The 24,683-nt window shown below is 71.0% G+C and carries 18 protein-coding genes; 8 read left to right on the plus strand and 10 right to left on the minus strand.

Features of this window, described 5'->3' with window-relative positions:
* Window positions 1–13: 13 nt before the first annotated feature.
* From ACSHXN_RS14765 to ACSHXN_RS14780, 4 genes are read right to left on the minus strand one after another with little or no spacing between them, the layout of a single operon-like run.
* Window positions 14–661 (minus strand): GTP-binding protein, encoded by a 648-nt coding sequence (locus ACSHXN_RS14765; RefSeq protein ID WP_355133392.1) that lies wholly within the window; start codon window positions 659–661, stop codon window positions 14–16.
* Window positions 642–1,046, minus strand: a complete 405-nt coding sequence (locus ACSHXN_RS14770) for a DUF742 domain-containing protein (RefSeq protein ID WP_355133390.1) — start codon at window positions 1,044–1,046, stop codon at window positions 642–644. Before ACSHXN_RS14770 ends, ACSHXN_RS14765 begins: the two co-directional genes overlap by 20 nt.
* The gene (locus ACSHXN_RS14775) at window positions 1,043–1,546 is read right to left on the minus strand and encodes a roadblock/LC7 domain-containing protein (RefSeq protein ID WP_355133388.1); all 504 of its coding nucleotides are present in this window, start codon (window positions 1,544–1,546) and stop codon (window positions 1,043–1,045) included. The genes ACSHXN_RS14770 and ACSHXN_RS14775 overlap by 4 nt, the downstream gene beginning before the upstream one ends.
* Window positions 1,543–4,461 (minus strand): sensor histidine kinase, encoded by a 2,919-nt coding sequence (locus ACSHXN_RS14780; protein ID WP_356106880.1) that lies wholly within the window; start codon window positions 4,459–4,461, stop codon window positions 1,543–1,545. Before ACSHXN_RS14780 ends, ACSHXN_RS14775 begins: the two co-directional genes overlap by 4 nt.
* 130 nt (window positions 4,462–4,591) lie before the next feature.
* Here ACSHXN_RS14780 and ACSHXN_RS14785 point away from each other — a divergent pair, with 130 nt between their 5' ends.
* A complete protein-coding gene (locus ACSHXN_RS14785) occupies window positions 4,592–4,798 on the plus strand; it encodes a hypothetical protein (RefSeq protein ID WP_356106877.1) in 207 nt (68 codons plus the stop codon).
* Between the two features lie 22 nt (window positions 4,799–4,820).
* Window positions 4,821–5,609 carry a protein phosphatase 2C domain-containing protein gene (locus ACSHXN_RS14790; RefSeq protein WP_355133384.1) on the plus strand — a complete coding sequence of 263 codons (789 nt, stop codon included), beginning with the start codon at window positions 4,821–4,823 and terminating at the stop codon, window positions 5,607–5,609.
* An 18-nt stretch (window positions 5,610–5,627) separates the two neighbouring features.
* Here ACSHXN_RS14790 and ACSHXN_RS14795 read toward each other — a convergent pair whose 3' ends face one another.
* Window positions 5,628–6,134, minus strand: coding sequence for a MarR family winged helix-turn-helix transcriptional regulator (locus ACSHXN_RS14795; protein ID WP_355133382.1), 507 nt, complete (start codon window positions 6,132–6,134; stop codon window positions 5,628–5,630).
* Between the two features lie 278 nt (window positions 6,135–6,412).
* Between ACSHXN_RS14795 and ACSHXN_RS14800 the strand changes: the two genes are divergently transcribed.
* Window positions 6,413–7,231, plus strand: a complete 819-nt coding sequence (locus tag ACSHXN_RS14800; RefSeq protein ID WP_355133380.1) for a lysozyme — start codon at window positions 6,413–6,415, stop codon at window positions 7,229–7,231.
* 99 nt (window positions 7,232–7,330) lie between these two features.
* Here ACSHXN_RS14800 and lon read toward each other — a convergent pair whose 3' ends face one another.
* Window positions 7,331–9,748, minus strand: a complete 2,418-nt coding sequence (lon, locus tag ACSHXN_RS14805; protein WP_355133378.1) for an endopeptidase La — start codon at window positions 9,746–9,748, stop codon at window positions 7,331–7,333.
* A 330-nt stretch (window positions 9,749–10,078) separates the two neighbouring features.
* On the opposite strand from lon, the gene ACSHXN_RS14810 reads away from it, so the two are divergent.
* Window positions 10,079–10,858 (plus strand): GNAT family N-acetyltransferase, encoded by a 780-nt coding sequence (locus tag ACSHXN_RS14810; RefSeq protein ID WP_438306465.1) that lies wholly within the window; start codon window positions 10,079–10,081, stop codon window positions 10,856–10,858.
* On the opposite strand, the gene ACSHXN_RS14815 is transcribed toward ACSHXN_RS14810, so the two are convergent.
* A complete protein-coding gene (locus ACSHXN_RS14815) occupies window positions 10,831–11,667 on the minus strand; it encodes a rhomboid-like protein (protein ID WP_356106868.1) in 837 nt (278 codons plus the stop codon). The two genes, ACSHXN_RS14810 and ACSHXN_RS14815, sit on opposite strands and share 28 nt — an antisense overlap.
* Window positions 11,668–11,920: 253 nt before the next feature.
* Here ACSHXN_RS14815 and ACSHXN_RS14820 point away from each other — a divergent pair, with 253 nt between their 5' ends.
* From ACSHXN_RS14820 to ACSHXN_RS14835, 4 genes are all read left to right on the plus strand, one after another.
* Entirely contained in the window at window positions 11,921–12,607 is a 687-nt protein-coding gene (locus ACSHXN_RS14820; protein ID WP_438303231.1) for a spermidine synthase, read from the plus strand.
* A gap of 112 nt (window positions 12,608–12,719) precedes the next feature.
* Window positions 12,720–13,457: a response regulator transcription factor gene (locus ACSHXN_RS14825; protein ID WP_355133372.1), complete on the plus strand. Its 738-nt coding sequence runs from the start codon at window positions 12,720–12,722 to the stop codon at window positions 13,455–13,457.
* Complete coding sequence (locus tag ACSHXN_RS14830; protein WP_355133370.1) at window positions 13,454–14,560, plus strand: HAMP domain-containing sensor histidine kinase; 1,107 nt, start codon at window positions 13,454–13,456, stop codon at window positions 14,558–14,560. The genes ACSHXN_RS14825 and ACSHXN_RS14830 overlap by 4 nt, the downstream gene beginning before the upstream one ends.
* Window positions 14,561–14,842: 282 nt before the next feature.
* On the plus strand, window positions 14,843–18,643 hold the full coding sequence (locus tag ACSHXN_RS14835; protein WP_383356230.1) for a multifunctional oxoglutarate decarboxylase/oxoglutarate dehydrogenase thiamine pyrophosphate-binding subunit/dihydrolipoyllysine-residue succinyltransferase subunit: 3,801 nt from the start codon (window positions 14,843–14,845) through the stop codon (window positions 18,641–18,643).
* 186 nt (window positions 18,644–18,829) lie between these two features.
* On the opposite strand, the gene fxsT is transcribed toward ACSHXN_RS14835, so the two are convergent.
* From fxsT to ACSHXN_RS14850, 3 genes are all read right to left on the minus strand, one after another.
* The gene (gene fxsT, locus ACSHXN_RS14840) at window positions 18,830–21,802 is read right to left on the minus strand and encodes an FxSxx-COOH system tetratricopeptide repeat protein (RefSeq protein WP_355133366.1); all 2,973 of its coding nucleotides are present in this window, start codon (window positions 21,800–21,802) and stop codon (window positions 18,830–18,832) included.
* A gap of 140 nt (window positions 21,803–21,942) precedes the next feature.
* A complete protein-coding gene (locus tag ACSHXN_RS14845) occupies window positions 21,943–23,472 on the minus strand; it encodes an aKG-HExxH-type peptide beta-hydroxylase (protein WP_356107072.1) in 1,530 nt (509 codons plus the stop codon).
* Window positions 23,472–24,632, minus strand: coding sequence for an FxsB family cyclophane-forming radical SAM/SPASM peptide maturase (locus ACSHXN_RS14850; RefSeq protein WP_356293684.1), 1,161 nt, complete (start codon window positions 24,630–24,632; stop codon window positions 23,472–23,474). The genes ACSHXN_RS14845 and ACSHXN_RS14850 overlap by 1 nt, the downstream gene beginning before the upstream one ends.
* Between the last annotated feature and the right edge of the window lie 51 nt (window positions 24,633–24,683).

Here is a 24,683-nt window from a genome sequence, read left to right on the forward strand (position 1 = left end):
GCGGGTGGTGCTCCTATCGGGGCTGCTCGGGGGTGACGTCGAGCGCGTGGCCGACGAGGGCCAGGAGGGTCTCGATCACCGAGATCCGGCGGCGCGCGTCCATGATCATGACAGGTATGCGATCGGGGATCGTCAGCGCCTCACGGACGTCCTCCGGCTCGAACCGCTCGCTGCCGTCGAAGTGGTTGACCGCCACCATGTAGGGCAGGCCGCTGCTCTCGAAGTAGTCCAGAGCCGGGAAGCAGTCGGCGAGCCGCCGGGTGTCCGCCAGGACCACCGCACCGATCGCACCGCGCACCAGGTCGTCCCACATGAACCAGAACCGCTGCTGGCCCGGCGTGCCGAAGAGGTAGAGCACCAGGTCGTCGTCGAGCGTGATGCGGCCGAAGTCCATCGCCACCGTGGTGGTGAGCTTCTCGGGCGTGTCGGTGAGGTCGTCGGTCTCCTCACTCGCCTCGGTCATCAGCGCCTCCGTCTGCAGAGGTGTGATCTCCGAGACGGTGCTCACCAGCGTGGTCTTGCCGACGCCGAAGCCGCCGGCCACCACGATCTTCGTGGCGATCGGAGCGCGGGTGCGGTCCGTCTGCCAGGCCTGAAGTTGCTCCTCGCCGTCGAGGAGCGGGGAGACGCCCGGGGAGGCGTCAGAGACGACGGAGTCCACTCAGCACCCTTTCCAGCAGAGCGCGGTCAGGCTGTCCGGGGCCGTGACCGGTTCCGTACACACGGATCTTTCCCTGGTCCGCGAGATCGCTGAGGAGCACGCGGACCACCCCCAGCGGCATCCTCAGCAGCGCCGCGATCTCCGCCACCGTACGCATGCGGCGGCAGAGTTCGACGATGGCCCGCATCTCGGGCATCACGCGGGTGGCCAGTGAACCATTGGTCAGTTCACGTCGTTCCTCGGGGGCGTCCAACGCGGCGACGAAGGTCTCGACGAGCAGGACGTGTCCGAAGCGGGTGCGTCCGCCGGTGAGCGAATAGGGCCGCACCCGGGCCGGTTTGCGGTCGCCGCCGCGCACGGGAAGCTTCTTCGGTGTGCTGCTCATCGGGCGCTCCCTGCCGACTCGGCCTCGAAGGACTTGCGCAGCTCGCTGCGGAGTTCGGGGGTCAGGACGTGTCCGGCACGGCCCACGAAGAGCGCCATGTGGTAGGCCACCACGCTCATGTCGCAGTCCGCGGAGCCGTGCACGCCGAGCAGCGAACCGTCGCTGATGGACATCACGAACAGGCTGCCCTCGTCCATCGCGACCATCGTGTGCTTGACGCTGCCGAAGTCCATCAGCTTCGCGGCACCGATGGTGAGGCTGCCGACGCCGGAGACGACGGTGGCGAGGTCGGCCGAGGACCCCTTGGGGCCGGCGGGTTTCCCCTCCCGCGCCGCGCGGGCCTGCTCGTTCCGGCCGGGGTCGGAGGAGAGCAGGAGCAGTCCGTCGGAGGAGACCACCGCGACCGACAGCAGCCCCGGCACCTCCTCGACGAGGTTCGTCAGCAGCCAGTGCAGGTTGCGTGCCTCACTGCTCAGTCCGAAGGTACTGGGCGCGGTCAACTGCTTGCCTCCTCGACGGTGCCCCCCGATGCTTCTACGTCCTGTGCCGTGCCGGGTTCAGCCGTGTGCGTGGGCCGTTGCACCGGCCCCCTCGTCTCGCCGGTCCTCTCGGAGGCCTCCGCCTCGCTGTGGCGGTAGCCCTCCTTGGCGCCGCGGTGGAAACCGCCGAGCCTGCGGCGCAGGGCCTCGGCGTCCACACCGCCGGCACGCTGCCGCTCGGCCGGGGCGGGCGCGGAGATCTTCGGGGTGCGCTTGGGAAGGCCCTTGGCCGTGACCCGGGGAGTCTCGGGATCCTCCCGGGGCTCCTGCGGCGCCGGACCGTGCCGAGGCGCTCCCTCGTCGGTGGCGCGGGCGTGGGCGTCGGGCCCTATGGCGTACGGGTCGGCCGTGGCCTGGGCCGGGATGCCGGCGGTGGGGCCGGAAACCGGTTCGTCCCCCCGGGGCGAGGGGAGCAGCAGCTCCATCGTGGTCTCGGGGCCGGTCTCCGCGAACGGCTCGGGGGCGCTCGAGGCGGGCTTCCACGCGGGCTCGGCCTCCGGTACGGATCCGGCCTTCCGCGCGGGCTCTTCCGCCGCCTCGGCGCCATGCCGCGGCAGGGCCTGCTCGTCCCGTGGGGACTCCGGCGCGAGGGGGCTCTCCGCACGCGCGCGTACGGCCTGTTCCGCCGCGGCGATCAGCGGATCCTCGTCCCCTTCGGGATCCCGGACCGTCATCCGCGTACGGCTGCTGAGGACGTTCGAGTTGGCTTCGGCATCGGCGCCGGGCAGGGACGGGTGGTGCGCGCCCCCCGTCGCGGGGCCCGCGACGGGCACTGCGGCCGCAGGGGTCGCGGCCAGCAGGGGCTTGGGCAGGACGACGACCGCCGCGACACCGCCCTGCTTCTGCTCGCGCAGCCGGACGCGGACGCCGTGCCGGTGGGCGAGACGGGCCACCACGTACAGGCCGAGCCCGAGGCCGCCCTCCCCGCTCTCCTGGTCGTAGGCGTCGTCCGGCTCGAAGTCTGCGAGCCGCTCGTTGAGCCGGCCCATCCGCTCGCCGCTCATGCCGATGCCCTCGTCCTGGACGGAGAGCATCACCTCGCCGCTCTCCAGGAGCCAGCCGGAGACCTCGACGGGGACGTCGGGCGGCGAGAACGAGGTGGCGTTCTCCAGGAGTTCGGCGACCAGGTGCGAGAGGTCGTCGGCGGCGAACCCCGCGATGTGCGCGTGCGGCGGGAGCGCGGCGATCCGGACCCGCTCGTACCGCTCGATCTCGCTGACGGCGGCGCGTACGACGTCGACGAGCGGCACGGGTCCGGCGTGCTGCTGGACGTGCTCGGTGCCGGCCAGGACGAGGAGGTTCTCGCTGTGGCGGCGCATCACCGTGGCGAAGTGGTCGAGCTTGAAGAGCGTGGAGAGCCGCTCGGGGTCCTGCTCGCGCTCCTCCAGCCCCTCGATGACCGTGAGCTGCCGCTCGACCAGGCCGAGGGTGCGCAGGGCGAGATTGACGAAGGTGCCGTGGATGCTGTGCCGGACCTGCTCGAGGTACGCGGAGGCCTCGGTGAGCTCGGTGCGCAGCTTGGAGCGTTCGTCGGCCATGCTCTGGCGCTGGCCGACCAGGTGCTTGCGGTCGGACTCCAGGGTGGTCAGGCGCTCCTGGAGGGCGACGGCGTGCGCGTGCAGGGCGTTGACCGAGCGGACGACCTGGGCGAACTCGTCGTTGCGCCCGGTGAACTTCACCGGTTCCTCGGCCGCCGGGTCTGCGGCCACCCTGGCCGAGCCGATGCGGAGGACCGCCAGGGGCCGGGTGAGGCTGCGGGCCATGGCCGTGGCGACACCGACGGCGACGAGCATGAGCGCGCCGAGCAGCGCGATACGGATCTCCAGCGCGGTGACGGCGTCGTCGCGCAGCTGGGCGAGGTCCTTGCTGCGGTTCTCGTACAGCGAGGACTCGATGCCGCGCATCAGGTCGACTCGGGCGGACAGGGCCGCCTCGACCTTCTTGGCGCTGAGGCCGAGGTCGTCGTCGGAGAGGGTGGGCTGGTCGGTGAGCGCCTTGAGGTACTTCTCGGCGGAGGTGACCTCGGGGCCGGTGACCGTGGAGTCGTAGGAGTTCCGGGCCTTCTCGGTCCCGTTGTCGTGGAAGTCGGCGACGGCCGCGTCGGAGCGGACGGCGGCCTGCTGGGCGGCGGCCGTGAGTGCGTCCCGCTGTTTTATGTCGGCGTCCGAGGAACTCGTCCTGGTGATCGGCAGACCCGTGATCGGGTCGATGACCGTCTCAGTGGTGCGCGGGATGTTCAGGGCCGCGACCAGCAGGCCCCGGGCCGCGGCCGACTGCTGCACGGCGCCGTCGAGCTGGGCGAGCGCGTAGGCGCCGGAGCCTCCGTGGGACGACGTCTTCTCGGCCAGCTGTTCGGCGAGGGTGTGCAGTTCCGTGATGGCTGCGGAGTACGCCCGGTGCGCGTCGAGCGCGCCGCTCTTCCCGACGAGCGCGGCCCGGCGCACGGCGCCCACGTCGTCGAGGTCCTTGCGGAGCGCCGCCGGGATGTCCGGGTCGGCCCGCAGATCCTCGATCTCCCGGTCGACCCGGGTGCTCTGCTGTTCCGCGGGCGCCCCGGACTTGGGACGTCCGGCGGCCACCCACGTGGTGACCCCGTCGCGCTCGTCGGCCAGCGCATGGGCCAGCGTGAGGGCGTCCTGCGTCTGCTCGGCGAGCGTCACCAGATTCTGGGCGTCGTTGAGCCGGCCGGACGCGCCGATGACGCTCGGCGCCCCGGCCGCCGCGATGGCGGCGGCCACCACGGCCACCGCGACGATGAGCCGATTGCGCACATGGGCGGGACGGCCGCTGCCCGTGGAGTCGGACGAAGTGTCCCGTTCGGGGGTCGTCTGCCTGCCTGTGCGCCGAGGCCGCTTCTTCTGCACCGGTGCTCGCATTCCTGACTCGTTTACCCATGGGCTCGGGTGACGGCCCGTCAGCTGGGGCGTCGACCCGGTACGACGGCTTCCGACCCTCCCAGTGCCGGTGGACAGAGGTCCTGCTTCGCCTGACCCGCCACCCGAAGGAGTGAACATCGGCGACGAGTTGGCGGGCAAGTTCCTCACGCCCGTGCACAGGATCTGCCCGGCGGGCCGGTTGGACGTCGGCGGCTCACTTTGGCAATATTCGCCACCGCGCTTCACCGGAGTCGATCATTACATGCCAAACCAGGCGCCTGACCTGGTCGGTCGCACCGATTCGGCAACCGTTGCCAGCCTCTTGTGGACCATGTGAAGGGCTCGTGCAGACTGGCCGAATGCGTACCGACCTCATTTCCGAGCCCGGCGATCCGGCCCGCTCCAACGAGGACTTCGCCGCACTCGCGCTACCGGCTTCCGGTCAGGGCGGTGCACTGGTCGTACTCGACGGGGTCACTCCTCCACAGGGTGACGACGGCTGTCTTCATTCCGTCCCCTGGTTCTGCTCACGACTCGGCGGAGCACTGACCGAACTGTCCGTTTCCCGCCGGGATCTGACGCTGACCGAGATCCTTTCGCAGGCGATCCTGCGCACCGCCGACGCCCACGCGGCCACCTGTGACCTTTCTCACCCGCGCACCCCTCAGGCAACCGTGGTCCTCGCCCGCTGGTCCGCGTCCGCGGTGGAGTATCTGGTCCTCTCCGACTCGGCGCTTCTGGCCGAGACGACCGACGGCACGGTCACCGCCCTTCTGGACGACCGGCTGGCCCGGGTCCCGCGCGGCAGTCTGGCGACGGAGGCAATCGCGGACGCCACGGTCCGCAACAAGGAGGGGGGCTTCTTCACCGCGGCGGCGGACCCGTCGGTGGCGGTCCGCGCGGTCACCGGCGAACTGCCGCGCGCGGCGGTGCGCACGCTCACGGCCCTCACCGACGGAGCGACCCGCTGGACGGAGAAGTTCCGCCGGGGCGACTGGCCGGATCTGCTGGCACTGGTGCGCAAGGAGGGGGCCGCGGCGCTCGTGGAGGGGGTACGCGCGCTGGAGGCCGGCGATCGCGAGGAGCGGGCGTATCTGGGCCGCAGCAAGACGCACGACGACGCGACGGTGGTGCACGTGGAGCTGTGAGGGCCGCCGGCCCGCGGCCTACTTCTCCATGCTCCGGTTCAACTGGTTGAGCAGACGGGCCAGTTCCGCCACCTCGCGCCGGTCCCAGTGGGACAGCTCCCGAACGTAGCGCGCGCGGCGGGCGTCGCGCACGTTGCCGACCCGGCCGCGTCCCTCCTCGGTGAGGTGGACCAGCCACGCCCGGCCGTCCGCCGGGTCCGGCTCGCGGGCGACCAGGCCCAGTTCCTCCAGGGCCCGCAGCTGTCGGGACATGGTGGCCTTGCCCACGCCGATATAGGCCGCGAGCTCCGTCGCGCGCTGCCGGCCGTACTCCTCCAGGCGGACCAGGAGGCCGTACGCCGCGGGCTCGAGGTCCGGGTGCACCTCGCGGGCCATCTCGCCCTGGTTGGCCCGGGCCCGCCGCAGGAACACCGTGAGTTCGCGCTCCAGTGAGAGGAACTCCCGGTCCGCTCCGGTGTGGTCCACACCGCTTCCCGACGCGCCGGGTTCGACCGGACGTCCCTCGCCGTTTCCGCGCTCGTGCACGTCAGCTCCCCTGCCCCGGTTTCCCGTTCCTGAAAGTTTCTGCCAAACGTCGCCATTGCCGCAGCTCCGCCAGTATTTCGCAGGCGTAGACCAACGGCGTCCTCCGCCCCCCTTCCCAGCCCGGTGCCCGCATGCGTAGCTTCCTTACCAGATCCTTCCTGGCATGCCCACGCCATCACCGACGGGCCGACGACGCCCCGCGGCCCCGCACTCCCCGGCACGGCGCATGTCCGAGCGCATCCCCCACCGAGCTCCACCGAGCCTTTCGGAGGCACGTCATGCTCGTGCACAGATCCGGATCGGTCCGGCGCCCGCGCCGCCTGTTCGCGGCCGGACTCCTGCTCGCCGCGTTCTCCCTGATGTTCACCCAGCCGGCCGAGGCCGGCACACCCGCCCGTGGCACCGCGCACATGGGTATGGGCGTCCTGGCGCACGACGGCGGGGGCAGCGCCTCCCGCAGCGCCGCCGCCGTCCAGACCGAAGGCGTGGACGTCTCCGGCTACCAGGGCAATGTCGCCTGGTCGACGCTGTGGAGCAGCGGCGTCCGCTGGGCCTATACGAAGGCGACGGAAGGGACGTACTACACGAACCCCTACTTCGCCCAGCAGTACAACGGTTCGTACGGCGTCGGCATGATCCGCGGCGCCTACCACTTCGCCACTCCGGACACCACGAGCGGCGCCACCCAGGCCAACTACTTCGTCGACCACGGCGGCGGCTGGTCACGGGACGGCAAGACGCTGCCGGGCACGCTCGACATCGAGTGGAACCCGTACGGCGACGCCTGCTACGGCAAGTCGGCGAGCGCCATGGTCGGCTGGATCGCCGACTTCCTGAACACCTACAAGGCGCGCACCGGCCGGGACGCCGTCATCTACACGGCCACCAGCTGGTGGACGCAGTGCACCGGCAACTACGGCGGCTTCGCCGCCGCCAACCCGCTGTGGATCGCGCGGTACGCCTCCGCCCCGGGCACGCTCCCGGCCGGCTGGGGCTACTACACGATGTGGCAGTACACCTCGACCGGCCCGACGGTCGGGGACCACGACAGGTTCAACGGGGCCCTGGACCGGGTGCAGGCGCTCGCCAACGGCTGAGTTCACCTGCGGCACGGCGAAGGCCCGGACTCCCTCACGGGACCCGGGCCTTCGCGTCGTCCGGTGGCGTCCGTCACGCCGCCACCGGAGTCCGCGGCGTCACGCCGCCACCGGTACCTCCGGCGCCGCGCTGCTGGTGGCCGGCGCGAGCGCCAGCTCCAGCACCTGGCGGACGTCGGTGACGGCATGGACGTCCAGCTTCTCCAGCACCTCGGCCGGGACGTCGTCCAGGTCGGGCTCGTTGCGCTTGGGGATGACGACGGTGCTCACCCCGGCCCGGTGTGCGGCGAGCAGCTTCTGCTTCACCCCGCCGATGGGCAGCACACGGCCGGTAAGCGAGACCTCGCCCGTCATCGCCACGTCCGTACGCACCAGGCGGCCGGACAGCAGCGAGGCGAGTGCGGTCGTCATCGTGACGCCCGCGCTCGGGCCGTCCTTGGGGACCGCGCCCGCCGGGAAGTGAATGTGCACGCCCCGGTCCTTCAGATCGCCGACCGGCAGTTCCAGTTCGGCGCCGTGGGAGCGCAGGAAGCTCAGCGCGATCTGCGCCGACTCCTTCATCACGTCGCCGAGCTGACCGGTCAGGGTCAGGCCCGCCGCGCCCGTCTCCGGGTCGGCCAGCGACGCCTCCACGTACAGGACGTCGCCGCCGGCGCCGGTGACCGCGAGTCCGGTCGCCACACCGGGGACGGCAGTCCGCCGCTCGGCCGGGTCCTGGGCGGACTCGGGCACGTGGTGCGGACGCCCGATCAGGGCGCGCAGGTCCTCGTCCCGGACGGTGAGCGGAAGTTCCGTCTCGTCCAGTTCGTGCTGGGCCGCGACCTTGCGCAGCAGACGGGCGATCGAGCGCTCCAGGTTCCGGACGCCCGCCTCCCTGGTGTACTCGCCGGCGAGCTTGCGCAGGGCGCCCTCGTCGAGCGTGACCTCGTCCCTGTGCAGACCCGCACGCTCCAGCTGGCGCGGGAGCAGGTGGTCGCGGGCGATGACGACCTTCTCGTCCTCGGTGTAGCCGTCGAGGCGGACCAGCTCCATACGGTCGAGCAGGGCCTCCGGGATGGCTTCCAGGACATTGGCCGTCGCGAGGAACACCACGTCGGACAGGTCGAGTTCGACCTCGAGGTAGTGGTCGCGGAAGGTGTGGTTCTGCGCCGGGTCCAGGACCTCGAGCAGGGCTGCGGCCGGGTCGCCCCGGAAGTCCGAGCCCACCTTGTCGATCTCGTCGAGCAGGACGACCGGGTTCATCGAACCGGCCTCCTTGACGGCGCGGACGATCCGGCCCGGCAGGGCGCCCACGTACGTGCGCCGGTGACCGCGGATCTCCGCCTCGTCACGCACGCCGCCGAGCGCGACCCGCACGAACTTGCGCCCCATGGCGTGCGCCACCGACTCGCCGAGGCTCGTCTTGCCCACACCCGGCGGGCCGACGAGGGCGAGAACGGCACCTCCGCGCCGTCCGCCGACGACTCCCAGACCCCGGTCGGCGCGCCGCTTGCGCACCGCCAGGTACTCGGTGATGCGCTCCTTCACGTCCTCCAGGCCCGCGTGCTCGGCGTCCAGGACGGCCTTGGCGCCGCGGATGTCGTACTCGTCCTCGGTGCGCTCGTTCCACGGCAGTTCGAGCACGGTGTCCAGCCAGGTCCGGATCCACGACCCCTCGGGCGACTGGTCGCTCGACCGCTCCAGCTTGTCGACCTCCTTCAGAGCGGCCTCACGGACCTTCTCCGGCAGGTCGGCGGCCTCGACACGGGCCCGGTAGTCGTCGGTCTCCTCGCCTTCCCCGGCCTCCCCGTTGAGCTCGCGCAGCTCCTTGCGCACGGCCTCCAGCTGGCGGCGCAGCAGGAACTCGCGCTGCTGCTTGTCGACGCCCTCCTGGACGTCCTTGGCGATGGACTCCGCGACATCCTGTTCGGCGAGGTGGTCGCGCAGTTGCTGCACGGCGAGCTTCAGCCGGGCGACCGGGTCGACGGTCTCCAGCAGCTCCACCTTCTGTTCGACGGTCAGGAAGGGCGAGTAGCCCGAGTTGTCGGCGAGCGCGGAGACGTCGTCGATCGCCTCGACACGGTCCACGACCTGCCAGGCGCCCCGCTTCTTCAGCCAGGTCGTGGCGAGAGCCTTGTATTCCTTGATCAGTTCGGTCGCGTGTCCCGGCAGCGGGTCGGGCGCGTTCTCGTCGATCCGCGTCCCCTCGACCCACAGCGCCCCACCCGGGCCGGTGGTTCCGGCGCCGATCCGCACGCGGCCGCGGCCGCGGATCAGTGCGCCCGGGTCACCGTCGGCCAGCCGGCCCACCTGCTCGACGGTGCCGAGCACACCGGTGTTCGCGTACGTCCCGTCGATGCGCGGCACCAGCAGAACCGTGGGCTTCCCGGGCTCGGACCGGGCGGCGGCCTGCGCGGCCTCCACGGCCGCGCGTACCTCGGAATCGCTCAGGTCCAGCGGAACCACCATCCCGGGCAGCACGACCTCACCGTCGAGCGGCAACACGGGCAGGGTGAGCGGTGTGGACGTCGAAGCCATGATCTCCCCTTCGGCAGTCAAGTTGAGCTATGCGGACTCAATGCTCCGGAGGATTCGATTGTTCCCACGGCGGCGTTCGCTGTGAGCGATCACGTCTGCCGACTCCGTGAACGGCACGTCAGAGCGGTGCCGCGCACCGCTCACGGCTCCGGTCGTGCGCTGTCCGCGGCGGGGTCCCTCCCCTGCAACGCCCGGGGGGCGGCGGGGCTTCCCGGCCCACGGGACCCGCACGGCCGGGCCGCCCGGTCCACCGCGGACGGTCGCGAGGCGGAAAGCAGTTGCCCCGGCACCGGCGGCCGGCCTTACGGTCTCCCCGTGACGGACACGGAGATGCTGCTCGCCAAGTACGACGACCAGATGCGCGGCGCCCCGCCCACCCTCGCGGCGGGCGTCGTCCACGAGCACGACGGACCGCTGCTGCGGATCGTCGGTCAGCATCGGGGCCTGGTCACCGGGCCGCGCGACCTCGGGGTGCGCGGGACGGAGCTGGACCGGCTGATCGCCCGGCAACGCGACTACTTCGCCGGACGCGGCGAGGCGCTGGAGTGGAAGACGCGCGGGCACGACACCCCGGCCGACGTCGTCGACCGGCTGCGCGCCGCGGGATTCGTGCCCGAGGACCGGGAGACGGTGCTCATCGGACGCACCGAGGAGCTGGCGGTACGGCAGCCCGCCCTCCCGCGGGGCGTCGCACTGCGGCGGGTCACGGCCGATGCGGACATGCGGCGCATCGCCGCGATGGAGTCGGCCGTCTGGGGCGGGGACTGGAGCTGGCTCGCGGACGATCTGATCGGGCGGGTCGCCGCCGACCCCGGTGAGATCGCGATCCACGTGGCGGAGGCGGACGGGGAGGTCGTCTCGGCGGCCTGGCTCGTGTTCCGCGGCGGAACGGAGTTCGCCGGCCTGTGGGGCGGCTCGACGCTGGCCGACTGGCGGGGCCAGGGCATCTACCGGTCCCTCGTCGCGGTCCGCGCCCGCCTCGCCGCCGACCGGGGCGTGCGCTACCTCCATGTGGACGCGTCCGACGACAGCGCCCCCATCCTGCTCCGTCTGGGCTTCCGCGCGGTGACCACGACGACGCCCTACGTGTGGACGCCGCCCGGATCCTGACCGCCTACGCCGGGGACGACGACGGTGCCCACCCGACCGCCGCCTCCGGGAGACCGGTCCCGGTCCCGTCGGCGTACGGCCGGCCAGGTCGCGATGCCGACGGCCAGCGCCAGCAGATGACCCCAGTCGCTCAGCGGGTCCGCATACGCGGCCAGATCGTGGAGCACCACCGTGATGGACATGACCAGCACCGTCCGTCGCGGCCACGGCCCGAGCAGTCCCGCCAGCGCGCCGAGGCTCGCGGCGACACCGAAGCTGATGCCGTAGTCGAGCCGGTGCAGGGAGCTGTCGGGCAGGCCGCCCGCGAGTACCGACAGACCGACCGGGATCTCGGTCGCGAGCGTGGCGAGCACATGGCCGAGCAGAAAGACGGCCGCCGTGCACATTCCGCCGATGCGCCGCTCCAGTGCCGTCAGCACCACGAGGAAGACGAGCGCGTACGACGACGTCAGCCCGCCCGCGATCCACAGCGCGCTGGCCACGAGCACCGGCACCGGCGCCCGCATCAGATGGGCGACGTCGGTGCTGGAGTGCTGATAAAGGGAGTGGACGAGCGACGGGTCGGCGTACTCGGCGAACAGCGACGTCCCCAGCAGGACGGCGGCGTATCCGAAGGTGAACGGCGTGCCCGTCGGCGTCGGCAGGAGCAGCCGGGGGCGCGGGCCCGCGGTGGGCACGGCACCCGGCGCGGGCGTGGTCACGGCGCCGCGCGGCCGCGCCGTGCGCTGGCGCGGCATGCCCTCCAGAAGCGGCGCGCCCGCCCCCGGGGCCGTGACCGGGCCGTCGGCCGGCGAGACCGTGGGTTCCAAGGTGCGGACTCCTTCCGTCACACACCACCCTTGGCGCCCCACGGGTCACTGTCCATGACCGACGCCGCCCGCGACGCGATTCACAGCGACTTCCCAGGCGATTCGCGCATCCGGGGCGACCGCGCAGAGGGCCGTTCGGCCGCGGCGGAGTCGCGTCCGGTCCCCCGCGACGACCCGCCGGTCCACCGCTTCCGGCGTGCCGCTCCCCGAAAATCCGTCGTCCGCGCCGCCTCCCGTCACCAGAATGTGGCTCATGCCTCATTCGTACGACACCCACGACATCCCGGAAGTCCTGGACCGGCGCGAGGGCCCCCACGGCGAGGTCGTGCTGCGGCGCCACGGCGAGCTGCTGCAGATCATCGCCAACGGCTGCTTCCTCATGGACACCTCCGACGGGCGCTCGGAACGGCTGCTCGTCGACGCCGCGTACGGCGCGCTCGACGGCCGCACCGAACCGAGCATGCTGATCGGAGGGCTCGGCGTCGGCTTCTCGCTCGCACACGCCGCGGCGGACCCGCGCTGGGGAGCGATCACCGTCGTCGAACGGGAGCGCGCCGTCATCGACTGGCATCTCGACGGCCCGCTGTCCGCGCTGACCGAGAAGGCGCTCGCCGACCCGCGCACCCGCATCGTCGAGGCCGACCTGCTTGCTTACGTCAATGAGACATCGGACACGTACGACGCCCTGTGCCTCGACATCGACAACGGCCCCGACTGGACGGTCACGGAGGACAATCACGGCCTGTACTCGTCCGCCGGACTGGCAGGCTGCGCACGGCTGTTGAGGCCCGGCGGGGTGCTCGCGGTATGGTCGGCGCAACCCTCACCGGAATTTGAAGGATCCCTCTGGAATGCCGGGTTCCAGCGGGTGCGTACCGAAGAGGTCCAGGTTGCCCGGGGCGTTCCCGACGCCGTGCATCTCGCTGTCAGACCTGGATAGCCGACCGGCGGTAACTCCCCGTACGCTGCATCCCTGACGCGGATCATTCAAGCGTCAAACGCAGTCATGGGATCACCCCACGGATTCCGGAAAGCAACCCCAGGGGCGGGCGATGGAGCAAACACACACCTCGCACAACGGCACGACGGCGAACCCGGGCGCTCAGCGGCGGGTTCTGGTGGTCGAGGACGACCCTACGATCGTCGACGCCATCGCCGTCCGCTTGCGCGCCGAGGGATTCCTCGTGCAAACGGCCGGCGACGGCCCGTCGGCGGTCGACACGGCCGAGGCATGGCAGCCCGACCTGCTGATCCTCGACATCATGCTGCCGGGCTTCGACGGCCTGGAGGTCTGCCGTCGGGTGCAGGCGCAGCGCCCGGTCCCGGTCCTGATGCTCACCGCGCGCGACGACGAGACGGACATGCTGGTCGGGCTCGGCGTCGGCGCCGACGACTACATGACCAAGCCGTTCTCGATGCGTGAGCTGGCGGCGCGCGTGCACGTGCTGCTGCGCCGGGTCGAGCGGGCCGCGCTGGCGGCCACCACACCGCGCAGCGGCATCCTGCGCCTCGGCGAACTGGAGATCGACCACGCCCAGCGGCGGGTCCGGGTGCGCAGCGAGGACGTCCACCTCACGCCCACCGAGTTCGACCTGCTCGTGTGCCTGGCGAACACGCCGCGCGCCGTCCTCTCGCGCGAGCAGCTGCTCGCCGAGGTGTGGGACTGGGCCGACGCGTCCGGCACCCGCACCGTGGACAGCCACATCAAGGCCCTGCGCCGGAAGATCGGCGCGGAGCGCATCCGTACCGTCCACGGTGTCGGCTACGCGCTGGAGACCCCCACGCCATGAGCGGCGGGCCGGCGTCACGGAGAGGCCCCGGGGAGCCCTGGGGCGGCGTACGTCCGTTCTCGATCAAGACCAAGCTGGGCGCGCTGGTCGTGATCTCGGTACTGATCACCACGGGTCTGCTGATGATCGCGGTGCGCACCGAGACCGAACTGCGTTTCATCACGGTGTTCTCGATGATCGCCACACTGCTGATCACCCAGTTCGTGGCCCATTCGCTCACCGCCCCGCTGGACGAGATGAACACCGTGGCCCGGTCCATCTCCCACGGGGACTACACCCGCCGGGTGCGCGACACCCGCCGGGACGAGCTCGGTGACCTGGCCCACACGATCAACCTGATGGCCGACGAGCTGGACTCCCAGGACCGTCAGCGCAAGGAACTCGTGGCGAATGTCTCGCACGAGCTGCGCACGCCCATCGCGGGTCTGCGCGCGGTCCTGGAGAACATCGTGGACGGCATATCGGCCGCCGATCCGGAGACGATGCGCACGGCGCTGAGGCAGACGGAGCGGCTCGGGCGCCTGGTGGAGACGCTGCTGGACCTCTCCCGTCTGGACAACGGCGTGGTCCCGCTGAAGAAGCGCCGCTTCGAGGTCTGGCCGTATCTGTCCGGCGTCCTCAAGGAGGCCCAGATGCTCTCCTCCGCGCGCGCCGGCATCGGCTCGGGCTCCGGCAGCCACACCAGGACGGACGTCCATCTGCACCTCGACGTCTCCCCGCCGGAGCTGACCGCGCACGCCGACCCGGAGCGCATCCACCAGGTCGTCGCCAACCTGATCGACAACGCGGTCAAGCACAGCCCGCCGCACGGCCGGGTCACGGTGAAGGCCCGGCGCGGACCGCAGCCCGAGTCGCTCGAGCTCGAGGTCCTGGACGAAGGCCCCGGCATACCGCGGTCGGAGTGGCACCGGGTCTTCGAGCGCTTCAACCGGGGCGCGGTGAGCCGGCCGCACGGGCCGGGCAGCGACGGCGGGACGGGCCTGGGCCTGGCCATCGCGCGCTGGGCGGTGGATCTGCACGGCGGCCGGATCGGCGTGGCCGAATCCTCTCGGGGCTGCCGGATCCAGATCACCCTTCCGGGAGAGACCCCTTCCCCAAGTTGACGTAAAGTTCGAGACGGAGCGCCAAGATCCATGTCCGTCTCCGTTGATGGACACGTGTGATCAGGCACAGGCCCGCGCAGGTCCCGCGCCGGGCCCCGGTCGTCGCACCCCTTTCTCACCGGAACCCCGCTTGTTTCCCGCCAATTGCAGCGCCGAAACACGCTTTCCGATGTGACTTACGCGACGATGAACCGGCTCGACCTGACCTTCACGGCCGGGGAGGCGTAGCCTTTATTCCCGCTGTCCAATCACCTTGTGAAGCGGAAGAGGGCGGTTGCCGCCGTGTCGCCACAGTCCCCCAGTAACTCGAGCATCTCGACCGACGACCAAGCCGGGAAGAACCCCGCTGCTGCGTTCGGTCCCAACGAGTGGCTCGTCGACGAGATCTATCAGCAGTACCTCCAGGACCCGAATTCGGTAGACCGTGCCTGGTGGGACTTCTTCGCCGACTACAAGCCGGGGGCGGCCGCCTCCACGGCTACGGCGGGTACCGCGGCCGCGGGGGCCGCGGGCACCACCACGGCCCCCCAGGCCGCGCCTGCCGCCCCGGCTGCCGCGCCCGCCGCGCCGCAGGCCCCGGCAGCTCCGGCCGCCGCGCCCGCGCAGCCGGCCGTTGCGCCCGCCCCGGCGAAGCCGGCGGCTCCCGCCGCCGCGAAGCCCGCCCCGGCGGCGGCCGTCGCGCCGAAGAAGGCCGAGCCCGTGGCCCAGGCGCCCGAGGGTCCCGAGCTGGTGACCCTGCGCGGCCCCTCCGCCGCCGTCGCGAAGAACATGAACGCCTCGCTGGAGATGCCCACGGCCACGTCCGTGCGCGCGGTCCCGGTGAAGCTGCTCTTCGACAACCGCATCGTCATCAACAACCACCTCAAGCGCGCCCGGGGCGGGAAGATCTCCTTCACGCACCTGATCGGCTACGCGATGGTGCAGGCCATCAAGGCCATGCCGGCGATGAACTGGTCCTTCGCGGAGAAGGACGGCAAGCCGACCCTCGTCAAGCCGGAGCACGTCAACCTCGGCCTCGCCATCGACCTGGTCAAGCCGAACGGCGACCGCCAGCTCGTCGTCGCGGCGATCAAGAAGGCCGAGACGCTGAACTTCTTCGAGTTCTGGCAGGCCTACGAGGACATCGTCCGCCGCGCCCGCGACGGCAAGCTGACGATGGAGGACTTCTCCGGCGTCACGGTCTCGCTCACCAACCCCGGCGGCCTCGGCACGGTCCACTCCGTGCCGCGTCTGATGCCCGGCCAGTCGGTGATCATGGGCGTCGGGTCCATGGACTACCCGGCGGAGTTCCAGGGCACCTCCCAGGACACCCTGAACAAGCTCGGCGTCTCCAAGGTCATGACGCTCACGTCGACCTACGACCACCGGGTGATCCAGGGCGCCGCCTCCGGCGAGTTCCTGCGCGTCGTCGCCAACCTGCTGCTGGGCGAGAACGGCTTCTTCGACGAGATCTTCGAGGCCCTGCGCATCCCCTACGAGCCGGTCCGCTGGCTCAAGGACATCGACGCCTCGCACGACGACGACGTCACCAAGGCCGCCCGCGTCTTCGAGCTGATCCACTCCTACCGGGTCCGCGGCCACGTCATGGCCGACACCGACCCGCTGGAGTACCGCCAGCGCAAGCACCCCGACCTGGACATCGTCGAGCACGGCCTCACCCTGTGGGACCTGGAGCGCGAGTTCGCCGTCGGCGGCTTCGCCGGCAAGTCGATGATGAAGCTGCGCGACATCCTCGGCGTGCTGCGCGACTCGTACTGCCGCACCACCGGCATCGAGTACATGCACATCCAGGACCCCAAGCAGCGCAAGTGGATCCAGGACCGTGTGGAGCGCCCGCACACCAAGCCGGAGCGCGAGGAGCAGCTGCGCATCCTGCGCCGTCTGAACGCTGCGGAGGCCTTCGAGACCTTCCTGCAGACCAAGTACGTCGGCCAGAAGCGCTTCTCCCTGGAGGGTGGCGAATCGGTCATCCCGCTGCTCGACGCGGTGATCGACAGCGCGGCCGAGTCCCGTCTGGACGAGGTCGTCATCGGCATGGCCCACCGCGGCCGCCTGAACGTCCTCGCGAACATCGTCGGCAAGTCCTACGCCCAGATCTTCCGCGAGTTCGAGGGCAACCTCGACCCGAAGTCGATGCACGGCTCCGGCGACGTGAAGTACCACCTGGGCGCCCACGGCACCTTCACCGGCCTGGACGGCGAGCAGATCAAGGTCTCCCTCGCCGCCAACCCGTCCCACCTGGAGACGGTCGACCCGGTCATCGAGGGCATCACCCGGGCCAAGCAGGACATCATCAACAAGGGCGGCACGGACTTCACGGTCCTGCCGGTGGCCATCCACGGCGACGCGGCCTTCGCGGGCCAGGGCGTGGTGGCCGAGACCCTGAACATGTCGCAGCTGCGCGGCTACCGCACCGGCGGCACGGTCCACATCGTCATCAACAACCAGGTCGGCTTCACCGCGGCCCCCGAGTCCTCGCGCTCCTCCATGTACGCGACGGACGTGGCCCGCATGATCGAGGCCCCGATCTTCCACGTGAACGGCGACGACCCGGAGGCCGTCGTGCGCGTCGCGCGTCTGGCCTTCGAGTTCCGCCAGGCGTTCAACAAGGACGTGGTGATCGACCTCATCTGCTACCGCCGCCGCGGGCACAACGAGTCGGACAACCCGGCCTTCACCCAGCCGCTGATGTACGACCTGATCGACAAGAAGCGCTCGGTGCGCAAGCTGTACACCGAGTCTCTGATCGGCCGGGGCGACATCACGCTGGAAGAGGCCGAGCAGGCGCTGCAGGACTACCAGGGCCAGCTGGAGAAGGTCTTCACCGAGGTCCGCGAGGCCACCTCGCAGCCGGCCGCGGCCCCGTCGCAGGAGCCGCAGGACGGTTTCCCGGTGCAGGTCGACACGGCCGTGTCCGCCGAGGTCGTCAAGCGCATCGCCGAGTCCCAGGTCAACATCCCCGACCACTTCACCGTCCACCCGCGTCTGCTGCCGCAGCTGCAGCGCCGGGCGGCCATGGTCGAGGACGGCACGATCGACTGGGGCATGGGCGAGACCCTGGCCATCGGCTCGCTGCTCCTCGAGGGCACCCCGGTCCGCCTCTCCGGCCAGGACTCCCGCCGCGGCACCTTCGGCCAGCGCCACGCGGTGCTGATCGACCGCGCGACGGGCGAGGACTACACCCCGCTGCAGTACCTGTCGGAGGACCAGGCGCGCTACAACGTCTACGACTCCCTCCTGTCCGAGTACGCGGTCATGGGCTTCGAGTACGGCTACTCGCTCGCCCGCCCGAACGCGCTCGTGATGTGGGAGGCGCAGTTCGGCGACTTCGTCAACGGCGCGCAGAGCGTCGTCGACGAGTACATCTCGGCCGCGGAGCAGAAGTGGGGCCAGACGTCGGGCGTCACGCTCCTGCTCCCCCACGGCTACGAAGGCCAGGGCCCGGACCACTCCTCGGCCCGTCCGGAGCGGTTCCTGCAGCTCTGCGCCCAGAACAACATGACGGTCGCGATGCCGACCCTGCCGTCGAACTACTTCCACCTCCTGCGGTGGCAGGTGCACAACCCGCACCACAAGCCGCTGGTGGTCTTCACCCCGAAGTCGATGCTGCGTCTCAAGGCCGCCGCGTCGAAGGCGGAGGAGTTCACGTCGGGCCACTTCCGCCCGGTCATCGGCGACAGCTCGGTCGACCCGGCCGCGGTCCGCAAGGTCGTCTTCACCTCCGGCAAGGTCTACTACGACCTCGAGGCGGAGCGTAAGAAGCGCGGTGTGACGGACACGGCGATCATCCGCCTCGAGCGCCTGTACCCGCTGCCGGGTGCCGAGCTCCAGGCCGAGATCAAGAAGTACCCGAACACCGAGAAGTACCTGTGGGTCCAGGAGGAGCCGGCGAACCAGGGCGCCTGGCCGTTCATCGCCCTGAACCTCATCGACCACCTCGACCTGGCGGTCGGCGCGGACATCCCGGCCGGCGAGCGCCTGCGCCGCATCTCGCGCCCGCACAGCTCGTCTCCCGCCGTGGGCTCGGCCAAGCGCCACCAGGCCGAGCAGGAGCAGCTGGTGAGCGAGGTCTTCGAGGCGTGAGCCACTGAGCGCGCCGCGGCATGACGAAGGGCCCGGTCCCGGGGATCACTCCCCGGGACCGGGCCCTTCGTCATGCCGCACCGGATGCGGGCCTCAGGTAGTCCAGGGCTCGAAGTCCAGGTGGCCCTGGAGGACCGGGCTCTTCCCCGGCACACGGGATCGTGCGTACCGGAGGGTGCACCGGATTCAGGTGATCTGCGGTTCGAAATCCCAGAACGGGCGGTTGCGCCTACGGGCCGAGACGGTGTGGACGTGCTGCGGGCCGAGCGTCGCGACCAGGTCCGACAACGCTTCCTGCTCCAGCTTCTCGGCCTGCTGGCGGTCGCGCAGCGAACGGAGATCGGCCGCCTGGGCGATACGGGCGGAGAGGGTCAGCGGATGTGTCCGGCCGAGCACCTCCGTGGCCCGGGCGGCGGTCGCCTTGCTCAGTTCGGCCGCCGCCTCGGGGTCCCCGACAAGGCTGCGCAGGGCCGAGGCGTTGATGGCGCAGCCAAGGGTCCAGGGATGGCTCTCCCCCACGGCCGCGGTCATGTCCGTCCACGCCTGCTCGCCGAGGGTGTAGGCGTGGTCCCGCTCCCCCACACTGCGCAGGACGAGAGCGTGGTTGGCGCGGGCTCCCACGACGAAGGGATGGCCTTCGGCGAGCATCACCTCGTAGCGGGCGACGGTGGTCTCGCTGAGTTCGCGGGCCTGGTCGATGTCGCCGTGTTCGCGGATGAAGCAGCTCTGACTCGTGGCGTAGCGGAGCGTGTCCGGGTTCGTCTCGCCCAGCACGCGCTCCGACCGCTCCAGCACATCGGCGAAGAGCCTCCCCGCCGGCTCGTGGTCCCCACTGCGGTAGTGGCAGAAGGCGAGGTTGTGCCGGCCCTTCAACGTGTAGGGGTTGTTCTCGCCCAGCACCAGGAGCAGCTCACGCACGTTCTTCGCCTGCACCGACTCGGCGTCCGCGTAGCGGCCCAGGAGGCGAAGGTCGAGGGCGTAGGACGTCTCCGAATAGAGGGTCCACGGATGCCGGGCCCTCAGCAGCGCCCGCCGTGCTTCCATCGTCCGGCGGTCCACCTCCAGGGCCTCTTCGAAACGACCGAGCAGGACGAGTGTGACAGCGACGTTGTTCTGAGCGTTGAGGGTGCGGGAGTCCTGCTCGCCCAGCAGCTCGCGGTACGCGGTCAGAAGCCACTGGGACAGTTCGAGTGCCTCGTCGTAGCGCCCCAGGCCGCGCAGGTCGGCGCCGAGGCCGCCCGCCGCACGGAGGTGGTCCAGGTCCTGCGGCCCGCGCTCCTCGCGCAGATGCTCGACCGCGATGCGCTCGATCGCTTCCGTGCGACCGTATTCACCGACGCTGCGCAGCAGGTTGGCGTAGTGATAGGTCAGTTCCCAGATCCGTGGGTGCGTCTCCCCCAGCAGGGAGCGCCAGGCCTCCAGGGCCCGCTCCCCGAGTTTGATGCCCGCGGCGTACTCGCCCGAGAAGAACATGTAGCGAAGGCAGTTGAAGACCAGACGCTGAATGTTGGGGTCGGTGCTGTTGAGCACGTCCGCGTACTTCAGGTGCGGGACGATCTCCGCGTACACCGGCCACAGCTCCGGGTCCGTCGGCCGGCGGGGATCCGCTGAAGCCAGCGCCTGGCGTACCACCTCGATGAACTCCTTGTGGTCCTCCGCCGGCATGTCCTTGCCGACGATCTGGTGCACCATGCGGTGCAGATACAGCGACTCACCGGAAGCCGCCGCGTCGTCGGAGGTCGTGTCGTGGGACTCCAGGCGGACCACAGAGTACTGGCGCAGTTGGTTGATTGCCTTGTTCCACAGGAGCGGGTCGTTGAGCAGCCCGGCCACCTGTTCGGGGAGTTCGTCGTGCGGCATCTCCTTGAGGAGACGTACGGGGATGAAGCCGGGTGCGAAGAACGTGCACAGGCGGAGCAGATCCACGGACTCCGGGACCGTCTCCCGCAGCTTGTTCAGCAGTATCGACCACGCCGTCTGGAAGGCGAGCGGGAAGTCCGCGGACACCTTGACCACGTCCTGGTCGATGCCGCCCTCCAAGAGGGCGATGTAGTCGTCGACCGACAGATCGGAGTCGTTGAGCCAGCCGGCCGTCTGGTCCAGCAGGAGCGGGAGGTCCTCCAGCGCCTCGGCGAGCTGGTCTGCATCGGCCTCGCTGAGTCGCGGCGCGCGACGGCGGATGAACGCCACGGACTCGTAGCGCTCGTACACGGGCACCTCCAGCAGCCTGCTGTTGTGCTCGGTCCACTCCGGGTTGCGTGTAGTGATCAGCACATGTCCCGGGCCGGTCGGCACGAGGTCCCAGATCTGGTCCGGCTCGTCCGCGCCGTCCAGGACCAGCAACCAGCGGGCGTACGGATCGCCTCGCCGCAACGAGTCGCGGACGGCCCGCAGACGCTCGCCGTACTCCTGACCCGTGGCGAGGCCCAGCTTCGGGGCCAGTTCGGCGAGATAGCGGCGGTAGCTGACTCTCTTCTCCGCGTTGACCCACCACACCACGTCGTACTCGGAGCCGAACCGGTACACGTACTCGGCGGCGAGCTGGGTCTTCCCCACGCCCGACATGCCGTGCAGCGCCACCACACCCGCGCCGGCATCGGCGCTCTGCAACAGGTGGTAGGCGTCGTTGAGCAGCGACTCCCGGCCGGTGAAGCGCGTGTTGCGCCGGGGGACACCACCCCAGATCTCGGGCATGGCCGCGGGGAAGCGCGGCCCGCGCCGGGCGCCGTTCGCCGAGTCGGGCAGCGGATCGGCAGAGACGTCCAGACGGTCCAGCAGGCGACGCTCCGCCTCGTCGGGACCCATGTTGGTCAGGTCGGCTGCGGCGAGTACGGCGGCGGCCGTGGGCACGGGGCTCGTGGTGACCGAGACGGCCGCGAACCGGGAAGGGTCGGGGGCCACCACGGTCCGGAGGGCCGCGTTCCACTCCTCGTAGGTGCGTGGGCCCAGCTGGAAGTACCACTCGCTGACGACGACGAGGATGCGGCCCTCGGCGAGCTTCAGGTCGCGCAGGCAGTCCTCGAGGGGGATCTCGGCCGGGGAGTCCCAGCGCAGATAGACGACGCGGAAACCGCGACGCTCGAGTCGGTCACCGATCCAGGCCGCCCAGGCCCGGTTGAACCCGGCGAAGCTGATCGTGACCGTACGAGCTCCAGACATGCAGCGGCCTCCCCGTGCGTCATAGTAGGACCTGGGTGCGGCGCCGCATAGGCACAAACGGATTCACGTCGTACTCGCGCTCCGCGGTGGGCATCCCTTCCCGCAAGCGCAGCGATCATCACCCCTTCCGGCAACGTAATTCATGCGTCCGGCGCATCAGATCCATCCCGTGCGACGCGTTCGTGCCTCTGCTGCCACAGCGTGCGTGCAGCTCGCACATAGGCGGCCGCTCGTGCCGCATGACCGCGCGGAGCGGGGCACTCGGACAGGCGCTCGTACGCCACGACCATCTCGTCCACGAACCGCCGCCCGCAGCGGGTGAGATGAGGCGACGCGACCAGTGACGGAAGGGCCGCGGCCACCTGTTCCCGGTAACGCGCGTACAGGCCCCACGACGTCTCCCTGTCGACCCTTCCGGGAGCGCTCTCTGCACAACGCCGGAAGTAGTCGGCGAGCGCCAAGTGGGAGTAAGTGCCCTGAAGCAGACCGTCGTACGGGCGGGCGTCCGGTCGCCAGGGCGCAAAATACCGCTCGTCCGGACCCGCGTGATGCAAGGTCACCATCTCGCTCACGGCGGCGAGTTTGGCGTGCTGCAACTCATGGACCAGGGTGGCGGCAAAGGTCGACGGAGTCGGCGGGATGCTGCTCAGCACGGCCCCGAACGCCTCACGTCTGGTGGCACTGCAACTTCCCTGGTCGCTGCCGGGGGGCGACGCCGGTGGCATCGCCAGTGGGACGAGGCACCGCAGCAGCACGACGGCTTCCGCGACCCGCTGATCTCCTCCGAGCCGCAGGGCCTCGGCCGTTCCCGCCCACGCCTGCACCCACTGCTTGCGCTCGGCGTCGGTCAGTGTCGTCGGACCGCTCAGCTCCTGGTGGCGCGGTCCGTTCTGCACCGCGCGGTACAGGTCGAGATCATCCAACGGCATGACCCCGGCACCCTCCACCAGCCCCGGCAACGCATACGCAGGCGTCCACGCGCGTGACCCCGACCACGCGCCGACCCCCGTCTCGGGGTACACCACGATGTCCGTGGCACCGGACTGACGTACGGTCAGGCGTCCGTCCCTGCACAGGACGTCCACCACCGTGTCGCCCCCTTCCACCGTGTGCAGCGCCCCGAGCGACGGCAGCGTGAGGACCCCGTTCCGGGCCGTCAGCCGTACGGCGAAGGAGAGACCGGCGCGCGCCGCGGCCGCGGCGGCGACGGTGCTGAAGTGGGCCAGGTCCCGCGCCAGCTCCCACGCGCGCTCCTGGGCCGAGGCACCGCTCTGCGCGTTCAGACCGCTCAGGCAGCGCTTGGCCCAGGGGCCGAGGAGCGGGTACAGAAGCCGGTCCCGGGCCGGCGAGCGGGGAAGGCCGGCCGAGTCGTGCGGAGGTCTCGCCGGGCCCGGGGGATGTTTCACTCCGCTCCCGGCGGCCGTCCGCTGCCCGTTTCCTGCCTGACCCACCCGGTCCGACTCCACCAGCAGTGCCCAGTCTGCACGCACCCGTGCCCGCATCGCGGTCGGGCAGACCGCCTCGTCGGCGCCGTCCACGGCGTCGAGCACCGCACGCAGCACCAGCAGTCGCCGGGTGTCCTGGTCGCGGACCAGATGTGCGAGCGTGTCGGGGCCGCCCTCGGTGCGGCCGAGTTCGGCAAGGGCCTGGTCGGAGACCTCCGGGAGGATCACGGGGTGCTCCCTTCGCATGGGACGGCGGGGACGGACGCCCGGGGTGCCGGTGCCGTGTCGAGGAGCCGCCCCGCCACATGGCGAATGAATCGCTGCAGGTCGGCGCAGTACACGGACGGGTTGGCGAAGCCGTTGCCGGCTCGGTAGCGGTGGGCGTAGTGGCCGCCGCCGCAGACGGTGAGCAGGGGGCAGGCCCGGCACTGCGCCGCGAGTGCGGCCGCGCCCGCCTGCCGGGCCGCCACGCCGGGATGGCGCAGCGCCTCCTCGAAATCGTGGCGGAAGACGTCCAGACCGGTTCGCGCCGCGCCCTCGTACGCCGACTTCAGCGAGTCCACCTGCTCGATGGATCCGTCCGTCTCCACCACCACCGCATCGAACGGTGCGAGGCCGAGGGACTCCGTGGCGGCCGGCAGCCCCAGCAGCAGTGCCAGGCACTCCTCGAAGAGCCGCACCCGGGTCTCCCGTCGCCCGGCGCCCCACCAGCGGTCGAAGACGGTGCACAGCCAGTCCCCGTAGGGCGCGCGTGAGCCATCCGGGTACGGCGGCGGGGTGGACCAGTTGCCGTGCGGCAGCAGCAGGTCCAGGGCCGGCGGGCGCAGGGCGAGCAGGGACTCGTACGTCTGGACCGGGTCCAGCGCCGGGTCCACCACCGTGAGGATGCCGGCGTACGCGTGCGGGAACCGGTCGGCGACCAGGCGGGCGCCGCGCGAGGCGGCGGGCCACGAAGGGCGGCCCGAGTGGTCGACACGCAGCGCGTTGTGGGCCGCGAGGCCCCCGTCGAGGCTGATACCGATGCGGATGCCGCTCCGGGCGAGGGCGGCCGCCCGTCGCTCGGTCAGGAGGGTGGCGTTGGTCTGCACGACGGGGTGGACGGTGCAGCCGGCCGGGACGCGGCTTCGTACGAGGTCGGTGAAGCGGACCAGGGTCTCGGCACCCGCGAGCAGCGGTTCACCGCCGTGCAGGACCAGTGAGACCGCCGTCAGGCCGTGGGCGCGGGCGTGCTCGGCGATGCGGTGCGCGGTGCGGTCCAGGACCTCGGGTGCCGCGGCGGCCGGGCGGTCGCGCCAGGTGCGGTCGGGTCCCTCGTACAGGTAGCAGTAGCGGCAGGCGAGGTTGCAGCGGCCGTGGACCTTCACGATGAACTGCCGGAAGGGCACACGTGCCCGAAGAGTTCCGGCATCCGGCGACACACCAGCACCCCCATGCCG

The sequence above is a fragment of the Streptomyces sp. HUAS TT11 genome (assembly GCF_051553595.1).
Lineage (GTDB): Bacteria > Actinomycetota > Actinomycetes > Streptomycetales > Streptomycetaceae > Streptomyces.